Source organism: Pseudomonas sp. PL-6 (assembly GCF_054110165.1).
The window spans coordinates 4,775,162-4,796,047 of record NZ_CM134189.1 but is presented as its reverse complement, the minus strand read 5'-3'; the positions used below and the strand labels follow the sequence as shown (position 1 = coordinate 4,796,047).

General features: G+C 65.5%; 16 protein-coding genes. 14 read left to right on the top strand and 2 right to left on the bottom strand.

Going from position 1 to position 20,886, the window contains the following annotated elements:
* Positions 1-6 precede the first annotated feature (6 nt).
* The gene (locus ACW9UL_RS21005) at positions 7-1,047 is read right to left on the bottom strand and encodes a threonine aldolase family protein (RefSeq protein WP_457788171.1); all 1,041 of its coding nucleotides are present in this window, start codon (positions 1,045-1,047) and stop codon (positions 7-9) included.
* Positions 1,048-1,277: 230 nt separating this feature from the next.
* Between ACW9UL_RS21005 and ACW9UL_RS21000 the strand changes: the two genes are divergently transcribed.
* The 8 genes from ACW9UL_RS21000 (at position 1,278) to fdhA (ending at position 11,417) form a co-directional block, all read left to right on the top strand.
* Entirely contained in the window at positions 1,278-1,577 is a 300-nt protein-coding gene (locus ACW9UL_RS21000) for a hypothetical protein (protein WP_021443791.1), read from the top strand.
* A gap of 847 nt (positions 1,578-2,424) precedes the next feature.
* Positions 2,425-3,675, top strand: coding sequence for a serine hydroxymethyltransferase (gene glyA / locus ACW9UL_RS20995; RefSeq protein ID WP_457788170.1), 1,251 nt, complete (start codon positions 2,425-2,427; stop codon positions 3,673-3,675).
* 66 nt (positions 3,676-3,741) lie between these two features.
* Positions 3,742-4,992, top strand: a complete 1,251-nt coding sequence (locus ACW9UL_RS20990; protein WP_122110105.1) for a sarcosine oxidase subunit beta family protein — start codon at positions 3,742-3,744, stop codon at positions 4,990-4,992.
* 55 nt (positions 4,993-5,047) lie between these two features.
* On the top strand, positions 5,048-5,374 hold the full coding sequence (locus ACW9UL_RS20985; RefSeq protein WP_021445212.1) for a sarcosine oxidase subunit delta: 327 nt from the start codon (positions 5,048-5,050) through the stop codon (positions 5,372-5,374).
* Positions 5,371-8,388: a sarcosine oxidase subunit alpha gene (locus tag ACW9UL_RS20980; RefSeq protein ID WP_122110104.1), complete on the top strand. Its 3,018-nt coding sequence runs from the start codon at positions 5,371-5,373 to the stop codon at positions 8,386-8,388. Before ACW9UL_RS20985 ends, ACW9UL_RS20980 begins: the two co-directional genes overlap by 4 nt.
* A complete protein-coding gene (locus tag ACW9UL_RS20975; RefSeq protein WP_031303135.1) occupies positions 8,381-9,010 on the top strand; it encodes a sarcosine oxidase subunit gamma in 630 nt (209 codons plus the stop codon). The genes ACW9UL_RS20980 and ACW9UL_RS20975 overlap by 8 nt, the downstream gene beginning before the upstream one ends.
* A 145-nt stretch (positions 9,011-9,155) precedes the next feature.
* The gene (purU, locus tag ACW9UL_RS20970) at positions 9,156-10,019 is read left to right on the top strand and encodes a formyltetrahydrofolate deformylase (RefSeq protein WP_122110102.1); all 864 of its coding nucleotides are present in this window, start codon (positions 9,156-9,158) and stop codon (positions 10,017-10,019) included.
* A 198-nt stretch (positions 10,020-10,217) separates the two neighbouring features.
* Entirely contained in the window at positions 10,218-11,417 is a 1,200-nt protein-coding gene (gene fdhA, locus ACW9UL_RS20965; RefSeq protein WP_457788169.1) for a formaldehyde dehydrogenase, glutathione-independent, read from the top strand.
* Between the two features lie 128 nt (positions 11,418-11,545).
* Here the strand turns inward: fdhA and yihG are convergent, their stop codons facing one another.
* Complete coding sequence (yihG, locus tag ACW9UL_RS20960; RefSeq protein ID WP_457788168.1) at positions 11,546-12,436, bottom strand: 1-acylglycerol-3-phosphate O-acyltransferase, YihG family; 891 nt, start codon at positions 12,434-12,436, stop codon at positions 11,546-11,548.
* A 165-nt stretch (positions 12,437-12,601) separates the two neighbouring features.
* Here yihG and rloA2 point away from each other — a divergent pair, with 165 nt between their 5' ends.
* From rloA2 to ACW9UL_RS20930, 6 genes are all read left to right on the top strand, one after another.
* Positions 12,602-13,114, top strand: a complete 513-nt coding sequence (gene rloA2 / locus ACW9UL_RS20955; RefSeq protein WP_457788167.1) for a retropepsin-like aspartic peptidase RloA2 — start codon at positions 12,602-12,604, stop codon at positions 13,112-13,114.
* A gap of 276 nt (positions 13,115-13,390) precedes the next feature.
* The gene (locus tag ACW9UL_RS20950) at positions 13,391-15,421 is read left to right on the top strand and encodes a methyl-accepting chemotaxis protein (protein ID WP_457788166.1); all 2,031 of its coding nucleotides are present in this window, start codon (positions 13,391-13,393) and stop codon (positions 15,419-15,421) included.
* A gap of 499 nt (positions 15,422-15,920) precedes the next feature.
* The gene (gene creB / locus ACW9UL_RS20945) at positions 15,921-16,607 is read left to right on the top strand and encodes a two-component system response regulator CreB (RefSeq protein ID WP_457788165.1); all 687 of its coding nucleotides are present in this window, start codon (positions 15,921-15,923) and stop codon (positions 16,605-16,607) included.
* 3 nt (positions 16,608-16,610) lie between these two features.
* On the top strand, positions 16,611-18,035 hold the full coding sequence (gene creC / locus ACW9UL_RS20940) for a two-component system sensor histidine kinase CreC (RefSeq protein WP_457788164.1): 1,425 nt from the start codon (positions 16,611-16,613) through the stop codon (positions 18,033-18,035).
* 356 nt (positions 18,036-18,391) lie between these two features.
* Complete coding sequence (locus ACW9UL_RS20935) at positions 18,392-19,750, top strand: SNIPE associated domain-containing protein (protein ID WP_457788163.1); 1,359 nt, start codon at positions 18,392-18,394, stop codon at positions 19,748-19,750.
* A 297-nt stretch (positions 19,751-20,047) separates the two neighbouring features.
* The gene (locus ACW9UL_RS20930) at positions 20,048-20,821 is read left to right on the top strand and encodes a hypothetical protein (RefSeq protein ID WP_457788162.1); all 774 of its coding nucleotides are present in this window, start codon (positions 20,048-20,050) and stop codon (positions 20,819-20,821) included.
* Positions 20,822-20,886: the final 65 nt, after the last annotated feature.

Genomic DNA, 20,886 nt, shown 5'->3' with positions numbered 1-20,886 from the left:
CTGCACTCAGGCGCTCATCACCTCGCGGATATCGGCCGCCAGCTGGCGCACCCGCGTCTCGTCGGTGTCCCAGCTGCACATGAAGCGCGCACCGCCGGCGCCGATGAAGGTGTAGAAGCGCCAGCCGCGGGCGGTGAGGGCGGCGAGCGCCGGTTCCGACAGTTGCAGGAACACGCCGTTGGCCTCAACCGGGAACATCAGGCTGACGCCGGGCACGTCTTCGACCAGCGAGGCCAGCAACTGGGCGCAGCGGTTGGCGTGGCCGGCGTAGCGCAGCCAGGCGTCGTCCTGCAGGATGCCGACCCAGGGCGCCGACAGGTAGCGCATCTTCGAGGCCAGCTGGCCGGCCTGCTTGCAGCGGTAGTCGAAGTCCTCGGCCAGGGCCTTGTTGAAGAACAGGATGGCCTCGCCCACCGCCATGCCGTTCTTGGTGCCGCCGAAGCACAGCACATCGACGCCGGCCTTCCAGGTCAGCTCGGCCGGGCTGCAGCCGAGGGAGGCGCAGGCGTTGGAGAAGCGCGCGCCGTCCATGTGCAGGTTGAGATTCAGCTCCTTGCAGACCTGACTGATGGCGCGGACTTCTTCCGGACGGTACAGGGTTCCGACTTCGGTGGCCTGGGTGAGGGTGACCACGCGCGGTTTCGGGTAGTGGATATCCTGACGCTTGAGGGCGATTTCGCGGATGGCTTGCGGGGTCAGCTTGCCGTTCTCGGTCTTGGCCAGCAGCAGTTTGGAGCCGTTGGAGAAGAACTCCGGCGCGCCGCACTCGTCGGTCTCGACGTGGGCGGTCTCCGAGCAGATCACGCTGTGGTAGCTCTGGCACAGCGAGGCCAGGGCCAGGGAGTTGGCTGCGGTGCCGTTGAAGGCGAAGAACACCTCGCAGTCGGTCTCGAACAGGCGGCGGAAGTGGTCGGCGGCGCGCGCCGTCCATTCGTCGTCGCCATAGGCGCGCTGGTGGCCCTGGTTGGCCTCGGCCATGGCGGCCCAGGCCTCGGGGCAGATGCCGGAATAGTTGTCGCTGGCAAATTGCTGGGCGTTGTCGGGCATGGGGCGTTCCTTCTCGAGCGGGGCCGGCAGGGAGCACCGGCGGATGGCGCTACTTTACTCCGCGCGGGCCCTGGCCTGGGGCCGCCAGGGCGACAACTTGTTGTGTTCATGCGTACTGCAGGGTCGCTATCCGGACGACCGTTCGACCATTCGGCGGAACTCATGGCGACGCCGGGGGTTCACAACCCCAGGGCGGCGGTTTGCCGCCTGTCATCGAAAAGGAGTGTCTTATGAACCATCGCCACCTGCTCGCCTTCGCCCTGCCGCTGGCCATTGCCCTGCCGTTGTCTGCGGCCGAGTGGACGGCGCAGGCGAAAACCGAGTTCGTTCAGCAATGCATCAACGGCGCGCCGGCCGGCTACGAGCAGCCGCAGCTGCAGGCCTATTGCGACTGCGCCGCCGACAAGGTCAGTCGGGAGTTCAGCGAGGCCGAAGTGCAGGCGATCAGTCGCCAGTCGCCGCCCGATGCGGCGCTGCAGCAGCGTCTGGTCGAAGCCACCGGCAGCTGCGCCGGCAAGCTCAAGCCCTAGATCAATGCCCTAAGCCATAGCGCATGGCTGGCGATGCCCTGCGGGTGGCCTGGTGCGCTGACGGTGGTGCGGCGTGATTGGCCCTGGAGGAGCCGGCGCGAGCCTGTGCCGCGGTGCCGGCAGGAGCCAGGCATCCCCGCGGCTGCTCCAGGTTCTGCCGCTTGATTGAGCAAATAACGCGCGCCCGGGTCCAGGCCCTACAGGGCCTGGCCTGGCGCCGCCTGCCCACAGGCTGTGCACAGAACGGCGCACAGCATTTGTGCACAAGCATCTTCTATCTGATTGATTCTGCTCGATTTTTGCTCGATTGCCGGAAGGCCTTGCGCGGCCTGGGCTGCAGCCTGGGCCGAACAGCCTATGCACAGTTTGCTCCACAGCATCTGTGCATAGTCCACCGCGCCGCAGCCTGACGCCGGCTGTCGCGGGTGGATAAGTCGCCGCGCCGCCGCGCCTGGCTGTTTCTCGGCCAGCCGCGGCAAGTCCAGTGCCGGCAGGGGCTGGCGCCGACTGATCACAGCTTATGCACAACCTGGTGCACAGTATCTGTGCATGGTCTGATCTATTAACTGCTTGATATCGTTCAATAAATACACGATTCACGGCAGGCCTTGATGGGCCTGGCCCGGCGGCTTCTGCGCACGGCTTATCCACAGCTTGATCCCCGTTAATTGTGCGTAGCGCGGCCCCGCAGAGGGCGCGCCTGTTTGCGACAGCGGCATGTCGCAAACGAATGCCCTTGCGGCGTTGGCAGGCATCTGGGGTGCCAGGGGCGGCCATACCATCGCTGCACAGGCCATTCGCGCCCCCGTCCAATACCGCTGCCTTCGGGCGCCGCAGGAGAATCGAGATGTTCAGCAAGCAGGATCAGATCCAGGGTTACGACGATGAATTGCTCGCCGCCATCGACCAGGAAGAGCGTCGTCAGGAAGACCATATCGAGCTGATCGCCTCGGAAAACTACTGCAGCCAGCGCGTGATGGAGGCCCAGGGCAGCGGGCTGACCAACAAGTATGCCGAGGGCTATCCGGGCAAGCGCTACTACGGCGGTTGCGAGTACGTCGACAAGGTCGAGCAGCTGGCCATCGACCGCGCCAAGGCGCTATTCGGCGCCGACTACGCCAACGTCCAGCCGCACTCCGGTTCCTCGGCCAACAGCGCGGTGTACCTGGCCCTGCTCAATGCCGGCGATACCCTCCTCGGCATGAGCCTGGCCCACGGCGGCCACCTGACCCACGGCGCCAAGGTGTCGTCCTCGGGCAAGCTGTACAACGCCGTGCAGTACGGCATCGACGAGAACGGCCTGATCGATTACGACGAGGTCGAGCGTCTGGCCGTCGAGCACAAGCCGAAGATGATAGTCGCCGGTTTCTCGGCCTATTCGCGCGTGCTGGACTTCGCCCGGTTCCGCGCCATCGCCGATAAGGTCGGGGCCTACCTGTTCGTCGACATGGCCCACGTCGCCGGTCTGGTCGCCGCCGGTCTGTACCCCAATCCGATCCCCTTCGCCGACGTGGTCACCACCACCACCCACAAGACCCTGCGCGGCCCGCGCGGCGGCCTGATCCTGGCCAAGGCCAACGAGGAGATCGAGAAGAAGCTCAACTCCGCGGTGTTCCCCGGCGCCCAGGGCGGCCCGCTGATGCATGTGATCGCGGCCAAGGCGGTGTGCTTCAAGGAAGCCATGGAGCCCGAGTTCAAGGCCTACCAGCAGCAGGTGATCGACAACGCCCAGGCCATGGCGCGGGTGTTCGTCGAGCGCGGCTTCGAAGTGGTCTCCGGCGGTACCGACAACCACCTGTTCCTGCTCAGCCTGATCAAGCAGGGCCTGACCGGCAAGGAGGCCGATGCCGCCCTCGGTCGCGCCGGCATCACGGTGAACAAGAACGCGGTGCCGAACGACCCGCAGAGCCCCTTCGTCACCTCGGGCATCCGCATCGGCACCCCGGCGGTCACCACCCGCGGCTTCAAGGTCGCCCAGTGCGAGGCGCTGGCCGGCTGGATCTGCGACATCCTCGACCACCTCGGCGATGCCGACGTCGAGGCGCAGGTGGCCAAGCTGGTGGCCGGGCTGTGCGCGGATTACCCGGTGTATCGCTAAGCCAACCCTCTCCCCCGGCCCCTCTCCCTTAAGCGGGAGAGGGGAGTAGAACCCTGGAGCATGCCCATGCAACGTTATTCCGGCTTCGGCCTGTTCAAGCACTCGTTCAGCCACCATGAGAATTGGCAGCGCATGTGGCGCAACCCGACGCCCAAGCCGGTCTACGACGTGATCATCGTCGGCGGTGGCGGCCACGGCCTGGCCACCGCCTATTACCTGGCCAAGGAGTTCGGCGTGAAGAACGTCGCCGTGGTTGAGAAGGGCTGGCTGGGCGGCGGCAACACCGCGCGCAACACCACCATCGTGCGCTCCAACTACCTGTGGGACGAATCGGCGCAGCTCTACGAGCACGCCATGAAGCTGTGGGAGGGCCTGTCGCAGGACCTCAACTACAACGTCATGTTCTCCCAGCGTGGCGTGTTCAACCTCGGTCACACCCTGCAGGACATGCGCGACATCGAGCGTCGGGTCAGCGCCAACCGCCTTAACGGCATCGACGGCGAAGTGGTGGATGCCAAGCAGGTGGCGGAGATGATCCCCTACCTGGACTGCTCGAAGAACACCCGTTACCCGGTGCTCGGCGCCTCGCTGCAGCGTCGCGGCGGCGTCGCCCGTCACGACGCGGTGGCCTGGGGCTTCGCCCGCGCCGCCGACGCCCTGGGCGTCGACCTGATCCAGCAGACCGAGGTGATCGGCTTCCGCAAGGAAAACGGCGCGGTGATCGGCGTGGAAACCAGCAAGGGCTTCATCGGCGCCAAGCGCGTCGGCGTGGTCACCGCCGGTAACTCCGGGCATATGGCCAAGCTCGCCGGTTTCCGCCTGCCGCTGGAGTCGCACCCGCTGCAGGCGCTGGTCTCCGAGCCGATCAAGCCGATCATCGACACCGTGATCATGTCCAACGCCGTGCACGGCTACATCAGCCAGTCGGACAAGGGCGACCTGGTCATCGGCGCCGGCATCGACGGCTACAACGGCTACGGCCAGCGCGGCTCCTACCCGACCATCGAACACACCCTGCAGGCCATCGTCGAGATGTTCCCGGTGCTCTCGCGGGTGCGCATGAACCGCCAGTGGGGCGGCATCGTCGACACCACCCCGGACGCCTGCCCGATCATCGCCAAGACGCCGGTGAAGAACCTGTTCTTCAACTGCGGCTGGGGCACCGGCGGCTTCAAGGCCACCCCGGGTTCGGGCCACGTGTTCGCCGCCAGCCTGGCCAAGGGCGAGATGCACCCGCTGGCCAAGGCGTTCTCCATCGAGCGCTTCCACAACGGCGCGCTGATCGACGAACACGGCGCGGCGGGTGTCGCGCACTGATTTTGGCGCCCTCTCTCGCTGAGAGAGGGACGATGGTTTTCTGGAGGTACCGAGCATGTTGCATATCTTCTGCCCTCACTGTGGCGAACTGCGTTCCGAAGAAGAGTTCCACGCCGGCGGCCAGGCGCACATCGCCCGCCCGCTGGACCCGAACGCCTGCACCGACGAGGAGTGGGGCGAGTACCTGTTCTTCCGCGACAACCCGCGCGGCATCCACCACGAGCTGTGGATCCACGCGGCGGGCTGCCGCCAGTACTTCAACGTCACCCGTCACACGGTGAGCTACGAAATCCTCGAAACCTACAAGATCGGCGAGCGCCCCAGCGTGACTGAGGCCTCCCTCGCCGCGAAGAAGGCCGTCGACCAAGGAGTAACGGCATGAGCCAGGTCAATCGTCTTGCCCAGGGCGGCCGCATCGACCGCAGCCAGCCCCTGACTTTCAGCTTCAACGGTCAGACCTTTCAGGGTTACGCCGGCGATACCCTGGCCGCTGCCCTGCTGGCCAACGGCGTCGACGTGGTCGGCCGCAGCTTCAAGTACTCGCGTCCGCGCGGCATAGTCGCCGCCGGTGCCGAAGAGCCCAATGCCGTGCTGCAGATCGGCTCCAGCGAGGCCACCCAGATCCCCAACGTGCGCGCCACCCAGCAGGCGCTGTACCAGGGCCTGACGGCCGCCAGCACCAACGGCTGGCCGAGCGTCAACACCGACCTGATGGGCATTCTCGGCAAGGTCGGCGGCGGCATGATGCCGCCCGGTTTCTACTACAAGACCTTCATGTACCCGCAGAACCTCTGGCTGACCTACGAGAAGTACATTCGTAAGGCCGCAGGCCTGGGCCGTGCGCCGAAGGAAAACGACCCGGACATCTACGACTACATGAACCAGCACTGCGACGTGCTGGTGGTAGGCGCCGGCCCCGCCGGTCTGGCTGCGGCCCTGGCCGCCGGGCGCAGCGGCGCGCGGGTGATCCTCGCCGACGAACAGGAAGAGTTCGGCGGCAGCCTGCTCTCCACCCGCGAGACCCTCGACGGCAAGCCGGCCGCCGAATGGGCCGCCAAGGCCATCGCCGAGCTGGAAAAGATGCCGGAAGTGACCCTGCTGCCGCGCGCTACGGTCAACGGCTACCACGACCACAACTTCCTCACCATCCATCAGCGTCTCACCGATCACCTCGGCGAAGTCGCGCCCATGGGCCAGGCGCGTCAGCGCATGCACCGTGTGCGTGCCGGTCGCGTGGTGCTGGCCACCGGCGCCCATGAGCGGCCGCTGGTGTACGCCGGCAACGACGTGCCCGGCAATATGCTGGCCGATGCGGTATCCACCTACGTGCGCCGCTACGGCGTGGCGCCCGGGCAGAAGCTGGTGCTGTCGACCAACAACGATTACGCCTACCGCGTGGTGCTCGATTGGCTGGACGCCGGCCTGCAGGTGGTGGCGGTCGCCGATGCGCGCAGCAACCCGCGCGGCAGCTGGGTCGAGGAAGCGCGCCGGCGTGGCGTGCGCGTGCTCACCGGCAGTGCGGTGGTCGAGGCGCGCGGCAGCAAGCGCGTCACCGGTGCGCGCATCTGCGCCATCGACCTGGCCAAGCACAAGGTCAGCAGCCCCGGCGAAATGCTCGACTGCGACCTGATCGCCAGCTCCGGCGGCTACAGCCCGGTGGTGCACCTTGCCTCGCACCTCGGCGGCCGTCCGCTGTGGCGTGAAGACATCCTCGCCTTCGTCCCCGGCGAAGGCTTCCAGAAGCGCTATTGCGCCGGTGCGGTCAACGGCGTGTTCGGCCTCGGCGACAGCCTCGCCGACGGTTTCGAGGCCGGCGCCAAGGCCGCCGCCGAAGCCGGCTTCAAGGCCGTCGCCGGCAGCCTGCCGAAGGCCGAGAAGCGCATCGAGGAAGCCGCGGTCGCGCTGTTCCAGGTGCCGCACGACAAGGGCACCGCGCGGGCGCCGAAGCAGTTCGTCGACCAGCAGAACGACGTCACCGCCGCCGGCATCGAGCTGGCCACCCGCGAGGGCTTCGAGTCGGTCGAGCACGTCAAGCGCTACACCGCGCTGGGCTTCGGCACCGACCAGGGCAAGCTGGGCAACATCAACGGCCTGGCCATCGCCGCGCGTTCGCTGGGCATCAGCATCGCCGAGATGGGCACCACCATGTTCCGCCCGAACTACACCCCGGTGACCTTCGGCGCCATCGCCGGCCGTCACTGCGGCGAGCTGTTCGAGCCCAAGCGCTACACCGCCATGCACAAGTGGCACCTGGAGAACGGCGCCGAGTTCGAGGACGTCGGCCAGTGGAAGCGTCCCTGGTACTTCCCCAAGAACGGCGAGGACATGCACGCCGCGGTGGCCCGCGAGTGCCTGGCGGTGCGCAACGCGGTGGGCATCCTCGACGCCTCGACCCTGGGCAAGATCGACATCCAGGGCCCGGATGCGCGCGAGTTCCTCAACCGCGTCTACACCAACGCCTGGACCAAGCTGGACGTGGGCAAGGCCCGCTACGGCCTGATGTGCAAGGAAGACGGCATGGTCTTCGACGACGGCGTCACCGCCTGTCTGGCCGACAACCATTTCGTCATGACCACCACCACCGGCGGCGCCGCCCGGGTGATGGAGTGGCTGGAGATCTACCACCAGACCGAGTGGCCGGAGCTGAAGGTGTACTTCACCTCGGTCACCGACCACTGGGCGACCATGACCCTGTCCGGCCCCAATAGCCGCAAGCTGCTGGCGGAAGTGACGGATATCGATCTCGATAAAGACGCCTTCCCCTTCATGAGCTGGAAGGAAGGCAAGGTCGGCGGCGTACCGGCGCGGGTGTTCCGCATCTCCTTCACCGGCGAGCTGTCCTACGAGGTCAACGTGCAGGCCAACTACGCCCTCGGCGTGTGGGAGAAGATCATCGCCGCCGGCCAGAAGCACGGCCTGACCCCCTACGGCACCGAGACCATGCACGTGCTGCGTGCCGAGAAGGGTTTCATCATCATCGGCCAGGACACCGACGGCTCGGTGACCCCGGACGATCTGGGCATGGGCTGGTGCGTCGGTCGCACCAAGCCGTTCTCCTGGATCGGCTGGCGCGGCATGAACCGCGAGGACTGCCTCAAGGAAAACCGCAAGCAGCTGATCGGCCTCAAGCCCCTGGACCCGAACAAGGTCCTGCCCGAAGGCGCGCAGCTGGTGTTCGACCCCAAGCAGCCGGTGCCGATGACCATGGTCGGTCACGTCACCTCCAGCTACATGAGCGCGGCCATGGGTTACAGCTTCGCCATGGCCCTGGTGCGGGGCGGCCTCTCGCGGATCGGCGAGCGCGTGTTCGCGCCGCTGGCCGATGGCAGCGTGATCGAAGCCGAAATCGTCAGCCCCGTGTTCTATGACCCGAAAGGGGATCGCCAGAATGTCTAACGTGAACGTTTACCAGCAACGCCCCGCCGACATCGCCGGGCAATCGCCGCTGCACCACGCCGGCCTGCACGAGCTGGCCGGCAAGGGCCCCAAGCGCGCCGGGGTGACCCTGCGCGAGAAGAAGCTGCTGGGTCACCTGATCCTGCGTGGCGACGCCGACGATGCCGAGTTCGCCGGCGGCGTGCACAAGGCCCTGGGCCTGGAGCTGCCGGTGGCGCTGACCCTGGTGGCCAGCGGCGACAGCTCGCTGCAGTGGCTGGGCCCGGACGAGTGGCTGCTGATCGTGCCCGGCGGCACGGAGTTCGAGGTCGAGGCCAAGCTGCGCGAGGCGTTGGCCGGCCAGCACATTTCGGTGGTCAACGTCAGCGGCGGGCAGACCCTGCTGGAACTGTCCGGGCCCAAGGTGCGCGAGCTGCTGATGAAGTCCAGCAGCTACGACGTGCACCCGAGCAACTTCCCGGTGGGCAAGGCGGTGGGCACGGTGTTCGCCAAGTCGCAGCTGATCATCCGTCATACCGCCGAGGAAACCTGGGAACTGCTGATCCGCCGCAGCTTCTCCGACTACTTCTGGCTGTGGCTGCAGGACGCCAGCGCCGAGTACGGGCTGGCGGTAGAAGCCTGATCGACAAGGGGCTCTGGGTAGGTTGGTGCCGAGCGCAGCGAGGCCCAACGCAGGGAGCCCCGGAAGGCCGCAGGGAGCGCCGTGCACCCCCTGTTGGGCTTCGCAAGCTCAGCCCAACCTACGTCGTTGCGCTTTGGAGATCGACATGAGCCGCACCCCCGATACCTGGATTCTCACCGCCCACTGCCCGAGCGTGCTCGGCACGGTGGATGCGGTGACGCGCTTTCTGTTCGAGCAGCGCTGCTACGTCACCGAGCACCACAGTTTCGATGACCGGCTGTCCTCGCGCTTCTTTATCCGCGTCGAGTTCCGCCAGCCGGACGGCTTCGACGAGGCCGCCTTCCGCGCCGGCGTGGCCGAGCGCCTGGCGCCCTTCGCCATGCAGGTGGAGCTGACCCCGCCGGGCTACCGGGCCAAGGTGGTGCTGATGGTGTCCAAGGCCGACCACTGCCTGAACGACCTGCTCTACCGCCAGCGCATCGGCCAGCTGGCCATGGACGTGGTGGCGGTGGTGTCCAACCACCCGGATCTGGAACCGCTGGCGCGCTGGCACGGCATCCCCTATCACCACTTCCCGCTCGACCCGGCCGACAAGCCGGCGCAGGAGCGCAAGGTCATGCAGGTGGTCGAGGACACCGGCGCCGAGCTGGTGGTGCTCGCCCGCTACATGCAGGTGCTGTCGCCCGAGCTGTGCCGCAAGCTGGACGGCTGGGCGATCAATATCCACCACTCGCTGCTGCCCGGCTTCAAGGGCGCCAAGCCCTACCACCAGGCCTATCAGAAGGGGGTCAAGCTGGTCGGCGCCACCGCCCACTATGTCAACGACCACCTCGACGAGGGGCCGATCATCGCCCAGGGCGTGGAGGCGGTGGACCACGCCCACTATCCCGAGGACCTGATCGCCAAGGGCCGCGACATCGAGTGCCTGACCCTGGCCCGCGCCGTCGGCTACCACATCGACCGCCGCGTGTTCCTCAACGCCAACCGCACGGTGGTGCTCAACCCCTGACTCATCGCCTGTCGCGGGGCCGCCTAGGCCGCGCGCACCGGGTATCACGCAAGAACATAGGTGCGCACGGCGCACCCTAGGGTCACCGCTCTGCCAGGCTTCACCGGCGGTGTCCGGCAACAGACGAAAAGCTCCAGTGCAAGGCCGCGCGGCCCGTCGGTCGCGTCTTGTATCCACAACAACAAAGGAGAGTGACGCATGTCTGGTAATCGTGGTGTGGTTTATCTCGGTACGGGCAAGGTCGAAGTGCAGAAGATCGACTACCCGAAAATGCAGGACCCGCGCGGCAAGAAGATCGAGCACGGGGTCATCCTGAAAGTGGTTTCCACCAATATCTGCGGCTCCGACCAGCATATGGTGCGCGGCCGTACCACCGCCCAGGTCGGCCTGGTGCTGGGCCACGAGATCACCGGCGAGGTGATCGAGAAGGGCCGCGACGTCGAGCGCCTGCAGATCGGCGACCTGGTTTCGGTGCCGTTCAACGTCGCCTGCGGCCGCTGCCGCAGCTGCAAGGAACAACACACCGGCGTCTGCCTGACCGTCAACCCGGCCCGCGCCGGCGGCGCCTACGGCTACGTCGACATGGGCGACTGGACCGGCGGCCAGGCCGAATACGTGCTGGTGCCCTACGCCGACTTCAACCTGCTCAAGCTGCCGGATCGCGACAAGGCCATGGAGAAGATCCGCGACCTGACCTGCCTGTCCGACATCCTGCCCACCGGCTACCACGGCGCGGTCACCGCCGGCGTCGGCCCGGGCAGCACCGTCTACGTCGCCGGCGCCGGCCCGGTCGGCCTGGCCGCCGCCGCTTCGGCGCGTCTGCTCGGCGCCGCCGTGGTCATAGTCGGCGACGTCAACCCGGTGCGTCTGGCCCATGCCAAGGCGGTGGGCTTCGAGATCGCCGACCTGTCCAAGGACACCCCGCTGCATGAGCAGATCGCCGCGCTGCTCGGCGAGCCGGAAGTCGACTGCGCCATCGACTGCGTGGGCTTCGAGGCCCGCGGTCACGGCCATGACGGCGTGCAGCACGAGGCCCCGGCCACCGTGCTCAACTCGCTGATGCAGGTCACCCGCGTGGCCGGCAAGATCGGCATTCCCGGCCTCTACGTCACCGAAGACCCGGGCGCGGTGGACGCGGCGGCGAAGATCGGCGCCCTGAGCATCCGCTTCGGCCTCGGCTGGGCCAAGTCGCACAGCTTCCACACCGGCCAGACCCCGGTGATGAAGTACAACCGTGCGCTGATGCAGGCCATCATGTGGGATCGCATCAACATCGCCGAGGTGGTCGGCGTGCAGGTCATCAGCCTGGACCAGGCCCCCAACGGCTACCACGAGTTCGATGCCGGGGTGCCGAAGAAATTCGTCATCGACCCGCACAAGACCTTCAGCGCGGCCTGATCGCGCTGCGCTGCACGGTGGACGGGCCGCGTGCCCGTCCGCCTCGATTCAATGTTGGTGCTACGGCCAGGCGCATTGGTCCGCGCCTTTTTTCGGGAGCCTGCGGGCTCCCTTTTTTCGTGCCGGCGTCACGCGCCCTCGGCGCGAATCTGCGCGATGCGCGCGTCCTTGTCCTGCCACAGCTGGGTCACCCAGCCCTGCAGGTACTGGCGAAATTCGCCGTCGTTCTCGTAGTCGCCCTGCCACAGCGCCGGGTCCAGCTCGCGGGTCCGGATATCCACTATGACCTTCGCCACCTGACCGCTGAGCAGTGCCCAGAAGCCCGGCACGCCTTGGCCCGGATAGACCAGGGTGACGTCCAGCACGGCGTCGATCTGCTCGCCCAGGGTGGCGAGGACGAAGGCCACGCCGCCGGCCTTGGGCTTGAGCAGATGCTGGTAGGGCGAGCCCTGCTGCGCCTGCTTGGCCGGGGTGAAGCGGGTGCCTTCGAGGTAGTTGACCACGGTCACCGGCAGGCGCTTGAACTTCTCGCAAGCGGCCCTGGTGATCTCCAGGTCCTTGCCCTTCATCTGCGGATTCTTCTCCAGAAACGCTTTCGAATAGCGCTTCATAAAGGGGTAGTCGAGCGCCCAGAAGGCCAGGCCGAGCAGCGGCACCCAGATCAGCTGCTGCTTGAGGAAGAACTTGAAGTAGGGCGTCTTGCGGTTGAACGCCTGCACCAGCGCCGGGATGTCGACCCAGGACTGATGGTTGCTGATCACCAGGTAGGAGCGATCGCGGCGCAGCTCGGCGTTGCCGCGGATGTCCCAGTGGGTCGGGGTGGTCAGGGCGAAGATGCGCTTGCAGTTCTCCGCCCAGAACTCGGCCACCCACATCACCCCGCGCGAGCAGGCGTCGCGCGCCGTCTGGCCGGGCAGGACGAACTTGGCCAGGGCGATCAGCAGCAGCGGGCCGATCAGGATCAGGGTGTTGGCGAGCAACAGCACGAGGTTGGCAAGGCCGGTCAGCAGCGGGCGCATATCGACTCCATGATGGGCGGTGGCCGGCCATGATAAGCAAGGCGCGGCGCGGCCTCCAAGGGCGGCGGCGGGCTGCTTGGTAACACCTTGTCACGCCGTCCGGGGAACAGGGTGGCGCCGCGGGCGGTCGGAAATCCGGTCTATCCCCTTACAGGAGTACCGACCTTGAACCATGTCCCGATCCTGCTGGCCGCGCTGCTCAGCCTGCCGGCCCTGGCCGCTCAGCAACCGACGCTGTACGGCCGTTACGAGCTGATCGAACTGCCCGAGCTGGGCCAGACCCTCAAGGCCAAGATGGACACCGGCGCCATGACCGCCTCGCTGTCGGCCAAGGACATCCAGCGCTTCGAGCGTGATGGCGAGGACTGGGTGCGCTTTCGCCTGGCGGTGGACGGCGCCGAGCAGCGTGTGCATGAGCACCCGCTGGTGCGCATCGCCGAGATCAAGACGCGCAGCGAGGAGCTGGCCGGCCAGCCGCTGAAGACGGCGGCGGCCTCGCAGCGCCCGGTGATCGAGCTGCCGGTGTGCCTGGGCGAGGAGCAGCGCACCATCGAGGTCAACCTCACCGACCGCAGCACCTTCAACTACCCCCTGCTGATCGGCGCCAGCGCCCTGCGCGATTTCGGCGCGGCGGTGAACCCTGCCGAACGCTACACCCGCGAGCGGCCGCAGTGCTGAACTAGGTTCAGTACGAAAAGTCGTCGAGCGAAGGTCAGGCAAGGCAAAAATCGGTGAGGAAGCGGAGTGTACGAGCTGTACATGAGCATTCCGAACCGATTTTTAACGAAGCATCACCGAGCGCAGGCACTTTTCGTGCAGAACCTAGACTGCGGGCACGGGGCCATAGCCCCCTGCCCGCGGTCGCCGAGTGCTCCAGGATGGCGGCCTGTTTCTTGCTTGATGCAGTTTCTTACCTGGCCCGCGAGGGCCCGTGGAACTCGTTGAGGTGTCGCGATGACTGGAGTACTCAAACCGGGTGTGCGGCTGCTGGAGCGGTTCAGCTTCGCGCGCAAGTTTCAGCTGGTGTTCCTGCTGTTCGCCCTGCCGCTGGGCTACGCCCTGTGGGTGATCGGCAGCGACTACCTGGGTCGCCTGCAGGCCATCGACCACGAGCTGGAGGGCGCGCAGGCGCTGCAGTCCATGGCCCTGGTGCAGCGCGAGCTGATCGCCCAGCGCACCCTGCTGGCGCGCTGGAAGGGCACCGATAACGCCGCCGAGGGGCTGCTGCGCCAGCGCGAGGCGCAGCTCGACGAGGCCCTGCAGCAAGCCGCCGCGCCGCTGCAAAGTGTGCTGATCGGCGCCCAGGCGCGCGAACATTTCCAGGCGCTGCAGGCCGAACGCGCTGGACTTCAGGCCCAGGCCCTGGCCCCTGTGGCGTTACCGGATGCGCTGGAACGTTACCAGAAGACCCTGCTGCACCTGCTCGCCCTGCGCGAACAGGTGGCCACCGACAGCGGCCTGATCCTCGATCCGCGCCTGGCCACCTACCTGATGATGGAGCAGCTCACCTACATCCTGCCGCGCCTGCTCGAACAGCTCGGCACCTTCGCCGCCCAGGGCCATGGCGCGGTGGTGTCGCAGCATTTCACCCTGCAGAGCCGGGTGCTGATCCGCGACCTGCGCCGCGGCCTCGACGAGCAGCGCGCGCAGCTGATCAAGGCGCAGAGCACCCTGCAGCGCGAGGCGCCGCAGGCCATGCGCCAGCTGGCCGGGCCGTTCGAGGCGGCGCTGGCCGGCTTCGACCAGTTCCTCGCGCAGATCGACCGCGACATGTTCGGGGCCAGCCCCATGGCGCTGACCCCGGAGCAGTTCGTCCAGCGCGTCGAGGCCCTGGAGGCGCAGTTGCAGGGGCTGCAGCAGGCGGTCTACGGTCAGTTCGCCGCGAGCCTGGGGCAGCATCGCCAGCGCGCGCTGCTGACCATGGTCGAGGTGATCGGCGCCTTCGTCCTGCTCACCCTGCTGGCGCTCTACGTGCTGCTGTGCCTCAACGCCTCGATCCGCCGTAGCACCGCCGGCATCATCGAAGCGGCGGAAAGCCTGCGCGACGGCGACCTGCGCGTGCGCATGCAGGTGCATGGCGCCGACGACCTGGCCTCCATCGCCCAGGCGCTGAACAGCGCCGTGGCGCAGCTGCGCGACTCGCTGCAGGGCGTCGGCCGTGAGAGCCGTCAGCTCGACGACACGGTGCAGCTGCTCGGCGGCCAGGCCCGCGACGCGCTGGATGCGGTGGAGCAGCAGCAGGCGCAGATGAGCCAGATCGCCACCGCCGCCACGCAGATGGCCGCCACCGCGCAGAGCGTGGCGCAGAGCTGCGAGCAGGCTGCGGTGGAGGCGCAGCAGACCCGCGAGGTGGCGCTGGGCAGCAACCAGCGCAGCGCCCGCACCAGCGCCAGCATGCGCCAACTCAGCAGCCGCCTGGGCGACAGCGCCGCGGCGCTGCAGCAGCTGCGCGAGCAGACCCAGCAGATCAACCGTGTGGTGGAGGTGATCAAGGGCATCGCCGAGCAGACCAACCTGCTCGCGCTCAACGCGGCGATCGAGGCGGCGCGCGCCGGCGAGGCCGGGCGCGGTTTCGCCGTGGTCGCCGACGAGGTGCGCTCGCTGTCCAAACGCACCCAGGACTCCACCCAGGAAATCGCCCAGACGGTGGACAACCTGCAGCGCGTGGTCGGCCAGTCGGTGAGCCTGATGGAGGAGGCCTGCAGCCAGGCCGACGGCGATATCGGCAGCGTGCTGGCCATGGGTGACGACCTGCAGGCCATAGTCGAGTCGGTGCAGCGGGTCAGCGACCGCCTGGCGCAGATCGCCACCGCCGCCGAACAGCAGGCCGCCACCGCCGACGAGGTCAGCGGCAATATCCAGCAGGTCGATCAGGCCGCCGGTCAGCTGCTCGACGGCGCCCAGGCGGTGAGCAGCGCCGCCGAACAACTGCGCCGCGGCAGCGAGGGCCTGGCGCAGAACACCGGGCGTTTCCAGCTCGGCTAGCGCCGTTGCGCAGAAAACCGCCAACCCGGCGCAGCCCCCGCGGCGCCGGGCCTGGCGGCGGGCATCCCGAGCTTATCCACAGCGCCGTCCCCAGTATCTGTGCATAGCCAGGGCTCCTGAGGGGCGCCGCACGCAGCACCTGTGACTAACCCTGCGCCACCCTCGCCGTACACAAATCGCACAATCGCCCGCAGCCCCCGGCCAGCGCCGCCTGCAGCGCATTACTCCAAGGTTATCAACAACTTGGCCCCCAGCTTCTGTGGGTTTGTGAACGCCCCTGGGGGGCGCGATGCGCACCGCTGTCTCGCCTGAATGCTCGGCGCCGCGCAGAAATCAGCCAGCCGCCGCAGAGCCAGGCACCATCTGGCCCGGCGCCAACTGCTCCAAGCTTATCCACAGCGCCATCCCCAGTTTCTGTGCATCGATTGCCCCGCCTTGACGGGCTGTTCGGGCTGGCGCAGTCTGCCGGCCGTGACCGCCCCGCCGAGCAGGACGCCCAATGCCGCAGATACTGATAGTCGAAGACGAAGCCGCGATTGCCGATACCCTGGTCTACGCGCTGCAGGCCGAAGGCTTCGCCACCCGCTGGGTGACGCTCGCCGGCGAGGCGCTGGCATTGCTGGAAAGCCAGGCCTTCGACCTGGCGATACTCGATGTCGGCCTGCCGGACATCAGCGGCTTCGAGGCCTGCAAGCGGCTGCGGCGCTTCTCCGAGGTGCCGGTGATCTTCCTCACCGCGCGCAGCGAGGAGATCGACCGCGTGGTGGGCCTGGAGATCGGCGCCGACGACTACGTGGTCAAACCGTTCAGCCCGCGCGAGGTGGCCGCCAGGGTCAAGGCCATCCTCAAACGGGTGGCACCACGCGCCGCCGCGCCTGTGGATAACGCCGCGACCGGGCCCTTTCGCCTCGACTTGGCGCGCTACCAGATCGCCTTCCACGGCCAGCCCCTGGCCCTGACCCGCCACGAGTTCCGCCTGCTGCAGACCCTGCTCGGCCAGCCGCGGCGGGTGTTCTCCCGCGAGCAGTTGCTCGACGCCCTCGGCGTGGCCAGCGAGGCCGGCTACGAGCGCAATATCGACAGCCATATCAAGAGCCTGCGCGCCAAGCTGCGCGCGGTGGCGGCCGCCGCCGAGCCGATCCAGACCCACCGCGGCCTGGGCTACAGCTACGATCCGGAGGGCTGAACCATGCCCTTGGGCGTTCGCATCTTTCTCGTCTATTTCCTCTTCGTCGGCCTGGCCGGCTGGTTCGTGCTGAGCACGGTGATGGACGAGATCCGCCCCGGCGTGCGCCAGAGCACCGAGGAAACCCTGGTCGACACCGCCAACCTGCTGGCCGAGATTCTGCGCGACGAGGTCAAGGCCGGCAGCCTGCAGCACAGCCGCCTGCCCGAGGCGCTGGAGGCCTACGGCCGGCGCCAGCCCGGGGCGAATATCTGGGGCGTGAGCAAGGCCCAGGTCAACCACCGCATCTACGTCACCGACGCCCGGGGCATCGTCCTGCTCGACTCCAGCGGCCAGGCCGTCGGCCAGGACTACTCGCGCTGGAACGACGTGCTGCTGACCCTGCGCGGCGAGTACGGCGCGCGCTCGACCAGGGAAGACCCCAGCGATCCGGATTCCTCGGTGATGTACGTGGCGGCGCCGATCAAGGACGGCGAGCGGATCATCGGCGTGGTCTCGGTGGCCAAGCCCAACCGCAGCCTGCAGCCCTATATCGAGCGCTCGCAGACCCGCCTGGGCTGGCTCGGCGCCGGCCTGATCGGCCTCGGTCTGCTGATCGGCGCGGCGCTGTCCTGGTGGCTCGGCGCCGCGCTGGGCAAGCTCACCCGCTATGCCCAGGCGGTCAGCGAGGGGCGTCGCGCCGAGGCGCCACGGGTGCGCGGCGGCGAGCTGGGCCAGCTGGCCGTGGCGGTGGAGCGCATGCGCACCGAGCTGGAGGGCAAGGCCTACGTCGAGCGCTACGTGCACACCCTGACCCACGAGCTGAAGAGCCCGCTGGCGGCCATCCGCGGCGCCGCCGAACTGCTCGACGGCGAGATGCCGGCCGCGCAGCGCCAGCGTTTCGTGGCCAATATCCAGCAGGAAAGCGCGCGCCTGCAGCAACTGATCGAACGCCTGCTGCATCTGGCCCAGGTGGAACAGCGTCAGGGCCTGGAGGAACGGGTGGCGCTGCCGCTGGCGGCGCTGGTGGACGAACTGCTGCAGGCGCAGCAGGCGCGCATCCTCGCCGCCGACCTGCGGGTCGAGCAGGCCGTGCCGGCGAACCTGAGCCTGCGCGGCGAACGCTTTCTGCTGCGCCAGGCGCTGGCCAACCTGCTCGACAACGCCCTGGACTTCACCCCGCCCGGCGGCACGATCCGCATCGGTGCCGAACGCCAGGGCCAGCGGGTGTGGCTGCGCCTGTTCAACCAGGGCCAGGCGATCCCCGATTACGCCCTGGCGCGCCTGACCGAACGCTTCTACTCCCTGCCGCGCCCCGGCAGCGGCCGCAAAAGCACCGGCCTGGGGCTCAACTTCGTCCAGGAAGTGGCCGAGCTGCATGGCGGCGAGCTGCGCATCGGCAATGTCGAGGGTGGGGTGGAGGTGTGCCTGGTTCTGCCGAGTGGGTAGGCGCCAGCTTGCTGGCGATGGATTGGGAAGAGGGGGGAAGCGAAATTACCTCCGTCTGACCGGTCAATTTGCCTGGAAAATGAGCGCTGCTTGTTGCTGACTCGATCAGTAGGTGGGGAGGTGCGAGTGGCGGAGAACGGCCAGAAGCGGACGTTGCGAGTGTATTAAATAATTTTTCTCCGGGGCGAAATAGGTACACGCCTTTGAAGGGCGGTATCGTCAGGGCAGGGTGTCAGAATTTTTCTGGCCATAAACACTTACGGGGCGACCAATGCGGCTCGGTTGCGCTATAAAGTCTTCCAGGTTGCAATTCAGAACTGAGCAACCATTCGATCAATTTACGAGGAAGGACCCGCATGCCCTTTAGTGACTACTGGAAAGGTCCTGAGCACCGGAAGCGTGCTGATGATCTAGACATCCAACTTACTGATCTTCAGGCGCGTTATGTGCAACTACAGACACTCACCAGGAAGATCGGCGCCATGGACGCCGTAGAAGTCCAGAATCTGATTATTCAGGAGAAGAGAACGCTTGCCGCTGTGCGCCAGGAAGTTCAGAGCACTGAGCAAGATGTAGCTGCGCTCGCGAAACGCTCTTCTGATTTACAAAAGGAGATCCTTGTATGGGAGGAGACATTGCTTCTTGAAAGCTTTGCGCTCTACGAACCTAAGTTCAAGCTAAACTCCAGCCATGAATACAAATCCCGCCTAATGAATGTCCGCGAACAACAGAAAGCGATGATCAAGAGCGGGTCCGCCGCTAGCGGAAACACCAATTGGGAGGTGAACGGGAGCAAAGTTGAGGGTCGTAAGCTTGTCAACGACATGATCAAGTTGGTGCTCCGATCGTTCAACAACGAAGCCGATTACTGCGTTGACAACGTAAAGTTCGACAACGTAGAGCTAGGCGAGAAGCGCATTCTCAAGTCCTTTGAAACCTGCAACCGTCTTGGCAGGGTTATGTCCGTTGAGCTATCGCGGAAATACCTGAGTCTCAAGATTGACGAACTGCACCTTGCCCATGAGTTCCAGGTCAAGAAGCAGGAGGAAAAGGAAGAAGCCAAGCGCGCCCGAGAAGAGCTGCGGGAACAGCAGAAGCTAGAGCAGGAGATTCGCGCCGCCCGGGAGAAGATCGCTAAGGAGCGCAAACACTTCACGACCGCTATGCGTGAGCTACAGGCTCGCCTGGACAAGGCACAGTCGGAAGAGGAACGCGCGCCGCTTTTGGCAAAGCTGGCAGAGGTTGAAGCCGGCCGCGCTGCGCTGGAGAGCGAAGAGAAGCTTATCGACTATCGCGAACAGAACGCCAAAGCCGGCTACGTCTATGTGATATCCAACGTCGGGGCATTCGGGGACGGGGTATACAAGATCGGTATGACCCGCCGCCTGGAGCCAATGGATCGCGTCGATGAACTGGGTGATGCGTCGGTGCCGTTCTGGTTTGACGTGCATGCAATGGTCTTCTCGGATAACGCCCCAGCGTTGGAAGCGAAGCTGCATGAACGCTTTGCGGCCGGCCGCCTGAACAAGGTCAACGGGCGCAAGGAGTTCTTCCGCGCCGACATTGCTGAAATAGAGGCGGTCATTCGAGAAAACTACGATGCTGCCGTCGAGGTCACCCACGAAGCGCCAGCAGAGCAATATCGCGAAAGCCTGCGGATGGAATTACCCAAGGCTGCAATTCAGCAATTAGAACGAGTTGCAGCACAGAGATGAGTCGGCCCAGCTTTCATAGAGCCATTCAACCCTCACGTGAACTCCATTCGACTTGGCACAGACTTGTCTGCTTTTGACCGGGAGTCGCCGATTGCAACAGCCTGAAATTGGAAAGAAGCGGCCGATCATCAAGGGGCCAACTCTGGTAGAAAAATGTCGTTTGCTTCGCTCATAGGTGCCTAAGAAATTGAGGGCGATTCAGGCGTTGAATCGGCGTCTGTTGACCCAACCCGACCAATCCTGAAGTTGTATGAAAAATGGGCAGTTCACGCTACCACCCTGCGTTCACGGATTCATATGGGGGAGCTTGAGATAATGGGAGGGGAGATGATTCGTAAAGTTACAGTGCGAGAAAATAATTTCTTGCTGATTTTCTCGGACGCGGTTCTGCTCTATGAGGCGGCGATAGCGTGCGAGAGCGCAGAACTGAACAGTGCGCTAGCTAAGTCCTCAGTTTTGTCTGTGAACTACGCGATTGAGGCAGCAGCTAATTCATTTCTTCAATCAATAAATATGACTAAAGGCTTGAAGGACAAGATTGATAAGCTCTCAACAATTGATAAATTTGATTTTGTCCTCCAGTGGCACACTGAACACTGCCTAGAGGCTGGGGACTCTGATGTTCAGGCAGTGAGGAATCTTATCAAGAACCGAAATTCCATGGTCCATCCAAAGATCACAATCAAGTCGATTTCAGTTGAGACCGAGGTCGGTCTAGATGGCATCATCAGGCACTCCGCGATACAGTCAGAACCCCGAAAAGGACGGGACCCGAAGCCAAAGCTACTGGGTGATGATCCAGAACTCTACACCGATGAGGATGCTAAGGCAGCACTCCAGGTGATGACCTCGTTCTTAAATGTATTCGTGCATTGGTGGGGCATTGGTTTTGAAGTCGCAGAAACCTTCCTGTTCCAGACTTGGGATGGATCAGTTAACGCCAGGCAGGTGATGTTCAGAAAAGACCAGATTAACGTGCTAATACGAAATGATCACTTCCTGAATATTCAATTTATGGGAATTCATGGCATGTTAAAGGATGAAGAGGAAATAATCGGGGACAGGAAATAATCGGCGAAATAATCGGGGACGAAATAATCGGGGACACGGTATTGATTCTGCCGAGCGTTAGCTCT

Bases quoted from the DNA above. Each gene is read 5' to 3' on its own strand.
- ACW9UL_RS20975 (WP_031303135.1), top strand. From the start codon at position 8,381: ATGTCTAACGTGAACGTTTACCAGCAACGCCCCGCCGACATCGCCGGG.
- ACW9UL_RS20930 (WP_457788162.1), top strand. From the start codon at position 20,048: ATGGGGGAGCTTGAGATAATGGGAGGGGAGATGATTCGTAAAGTTACA.
- ACW9UL_RS20935 (WP_457788163.1), top strand. From the start codon at position 18,392: ATGCCCTTTAGTGACTACTGGAAAGGTCCTGAGCACCGGAAGCGTGCT.
- creC (WP_457788164.1), top strand. From the start codon at position 16,611: ATGCCCTTGGGCGTTCGCATCTTTCTCGTCTATTTCCTCTTCGTCGGC.
- ACW9UL_RS21000 (WP_021443791.1), top strand. From the start codon at position 1,278: ATGAACCATCGCCACCTGCTCGCCTTCGCCCTGCCGCTGGCCATTGCC.
- fdhA (WP_457788169.1), top strand. From the start codon at position 10,218: ATGTCTGGTAATCGTGGTGTGGTTTATCTCGGTACGGGCAAGGTCGAA.
- creB (WP_457788165.1), top strand. From the start codon at position 15,921: ATGCCGCAGATACTGATAGTCGAAGACGAAGCCGCGATTGCCGATACC.
- purU (WP_122110102.1), top strand. From the start codon at position 9,156: ATGAGCCGCACCCCCGATACCTGGATTCTCACCGCCCACTGCCCGAGC.
- ACW9UL_RS20950 (WP_457788166.1), top strand. From the start codon at position 13,391: ATGACTGGAGTACTCAAACCGGGTGTGCGGCTGCTGGAGCGGTTCAGC.
- ACW9UL_RS20980 (WP_122110104.1), top strand. From the start codon at position 5,371: ATGAGCCAGGTCAATCGTCTTGCCCAGGGCGGCCGCATCGACCGCAGC.
- yihG (WP_457788168.1), bottom strand. From the start codon at position 12,436: ATGCGCCCGCTGCTGACCGGCCTTGCCAACCTCGTGCTGTTGCTCGCC.
- ACW9UL_RS20990 (WP_122110105.1), top strand. From the start codon at position 3,742: ATGCAACGTTATTCCGGCTTCGGCCTGTTCAAGCACTCGTTCAGCCAC.
- ACW9UL_RS21005 (WP_457788171.1), bottom strand. From the start codon at position 1,047: ATGCCCGACAACGCCCAGCAATTTGCCAGCGACAACTATTCCGGCATC.
- ACW9UL_RS20985 (WP_021445212.1), top strand. From the start codon at position 5,048: ATGTTGCATATCTTCTGCCCTCACTGTGGCGAACTGCGTTCCGAAGAA.
- glyA (WP_457788170.1), top strand. From the start codon at position 2,425: ATGTTCAGCAAGCAGGATCAGATCCAGGGTTACGACGATGAATTGCTC.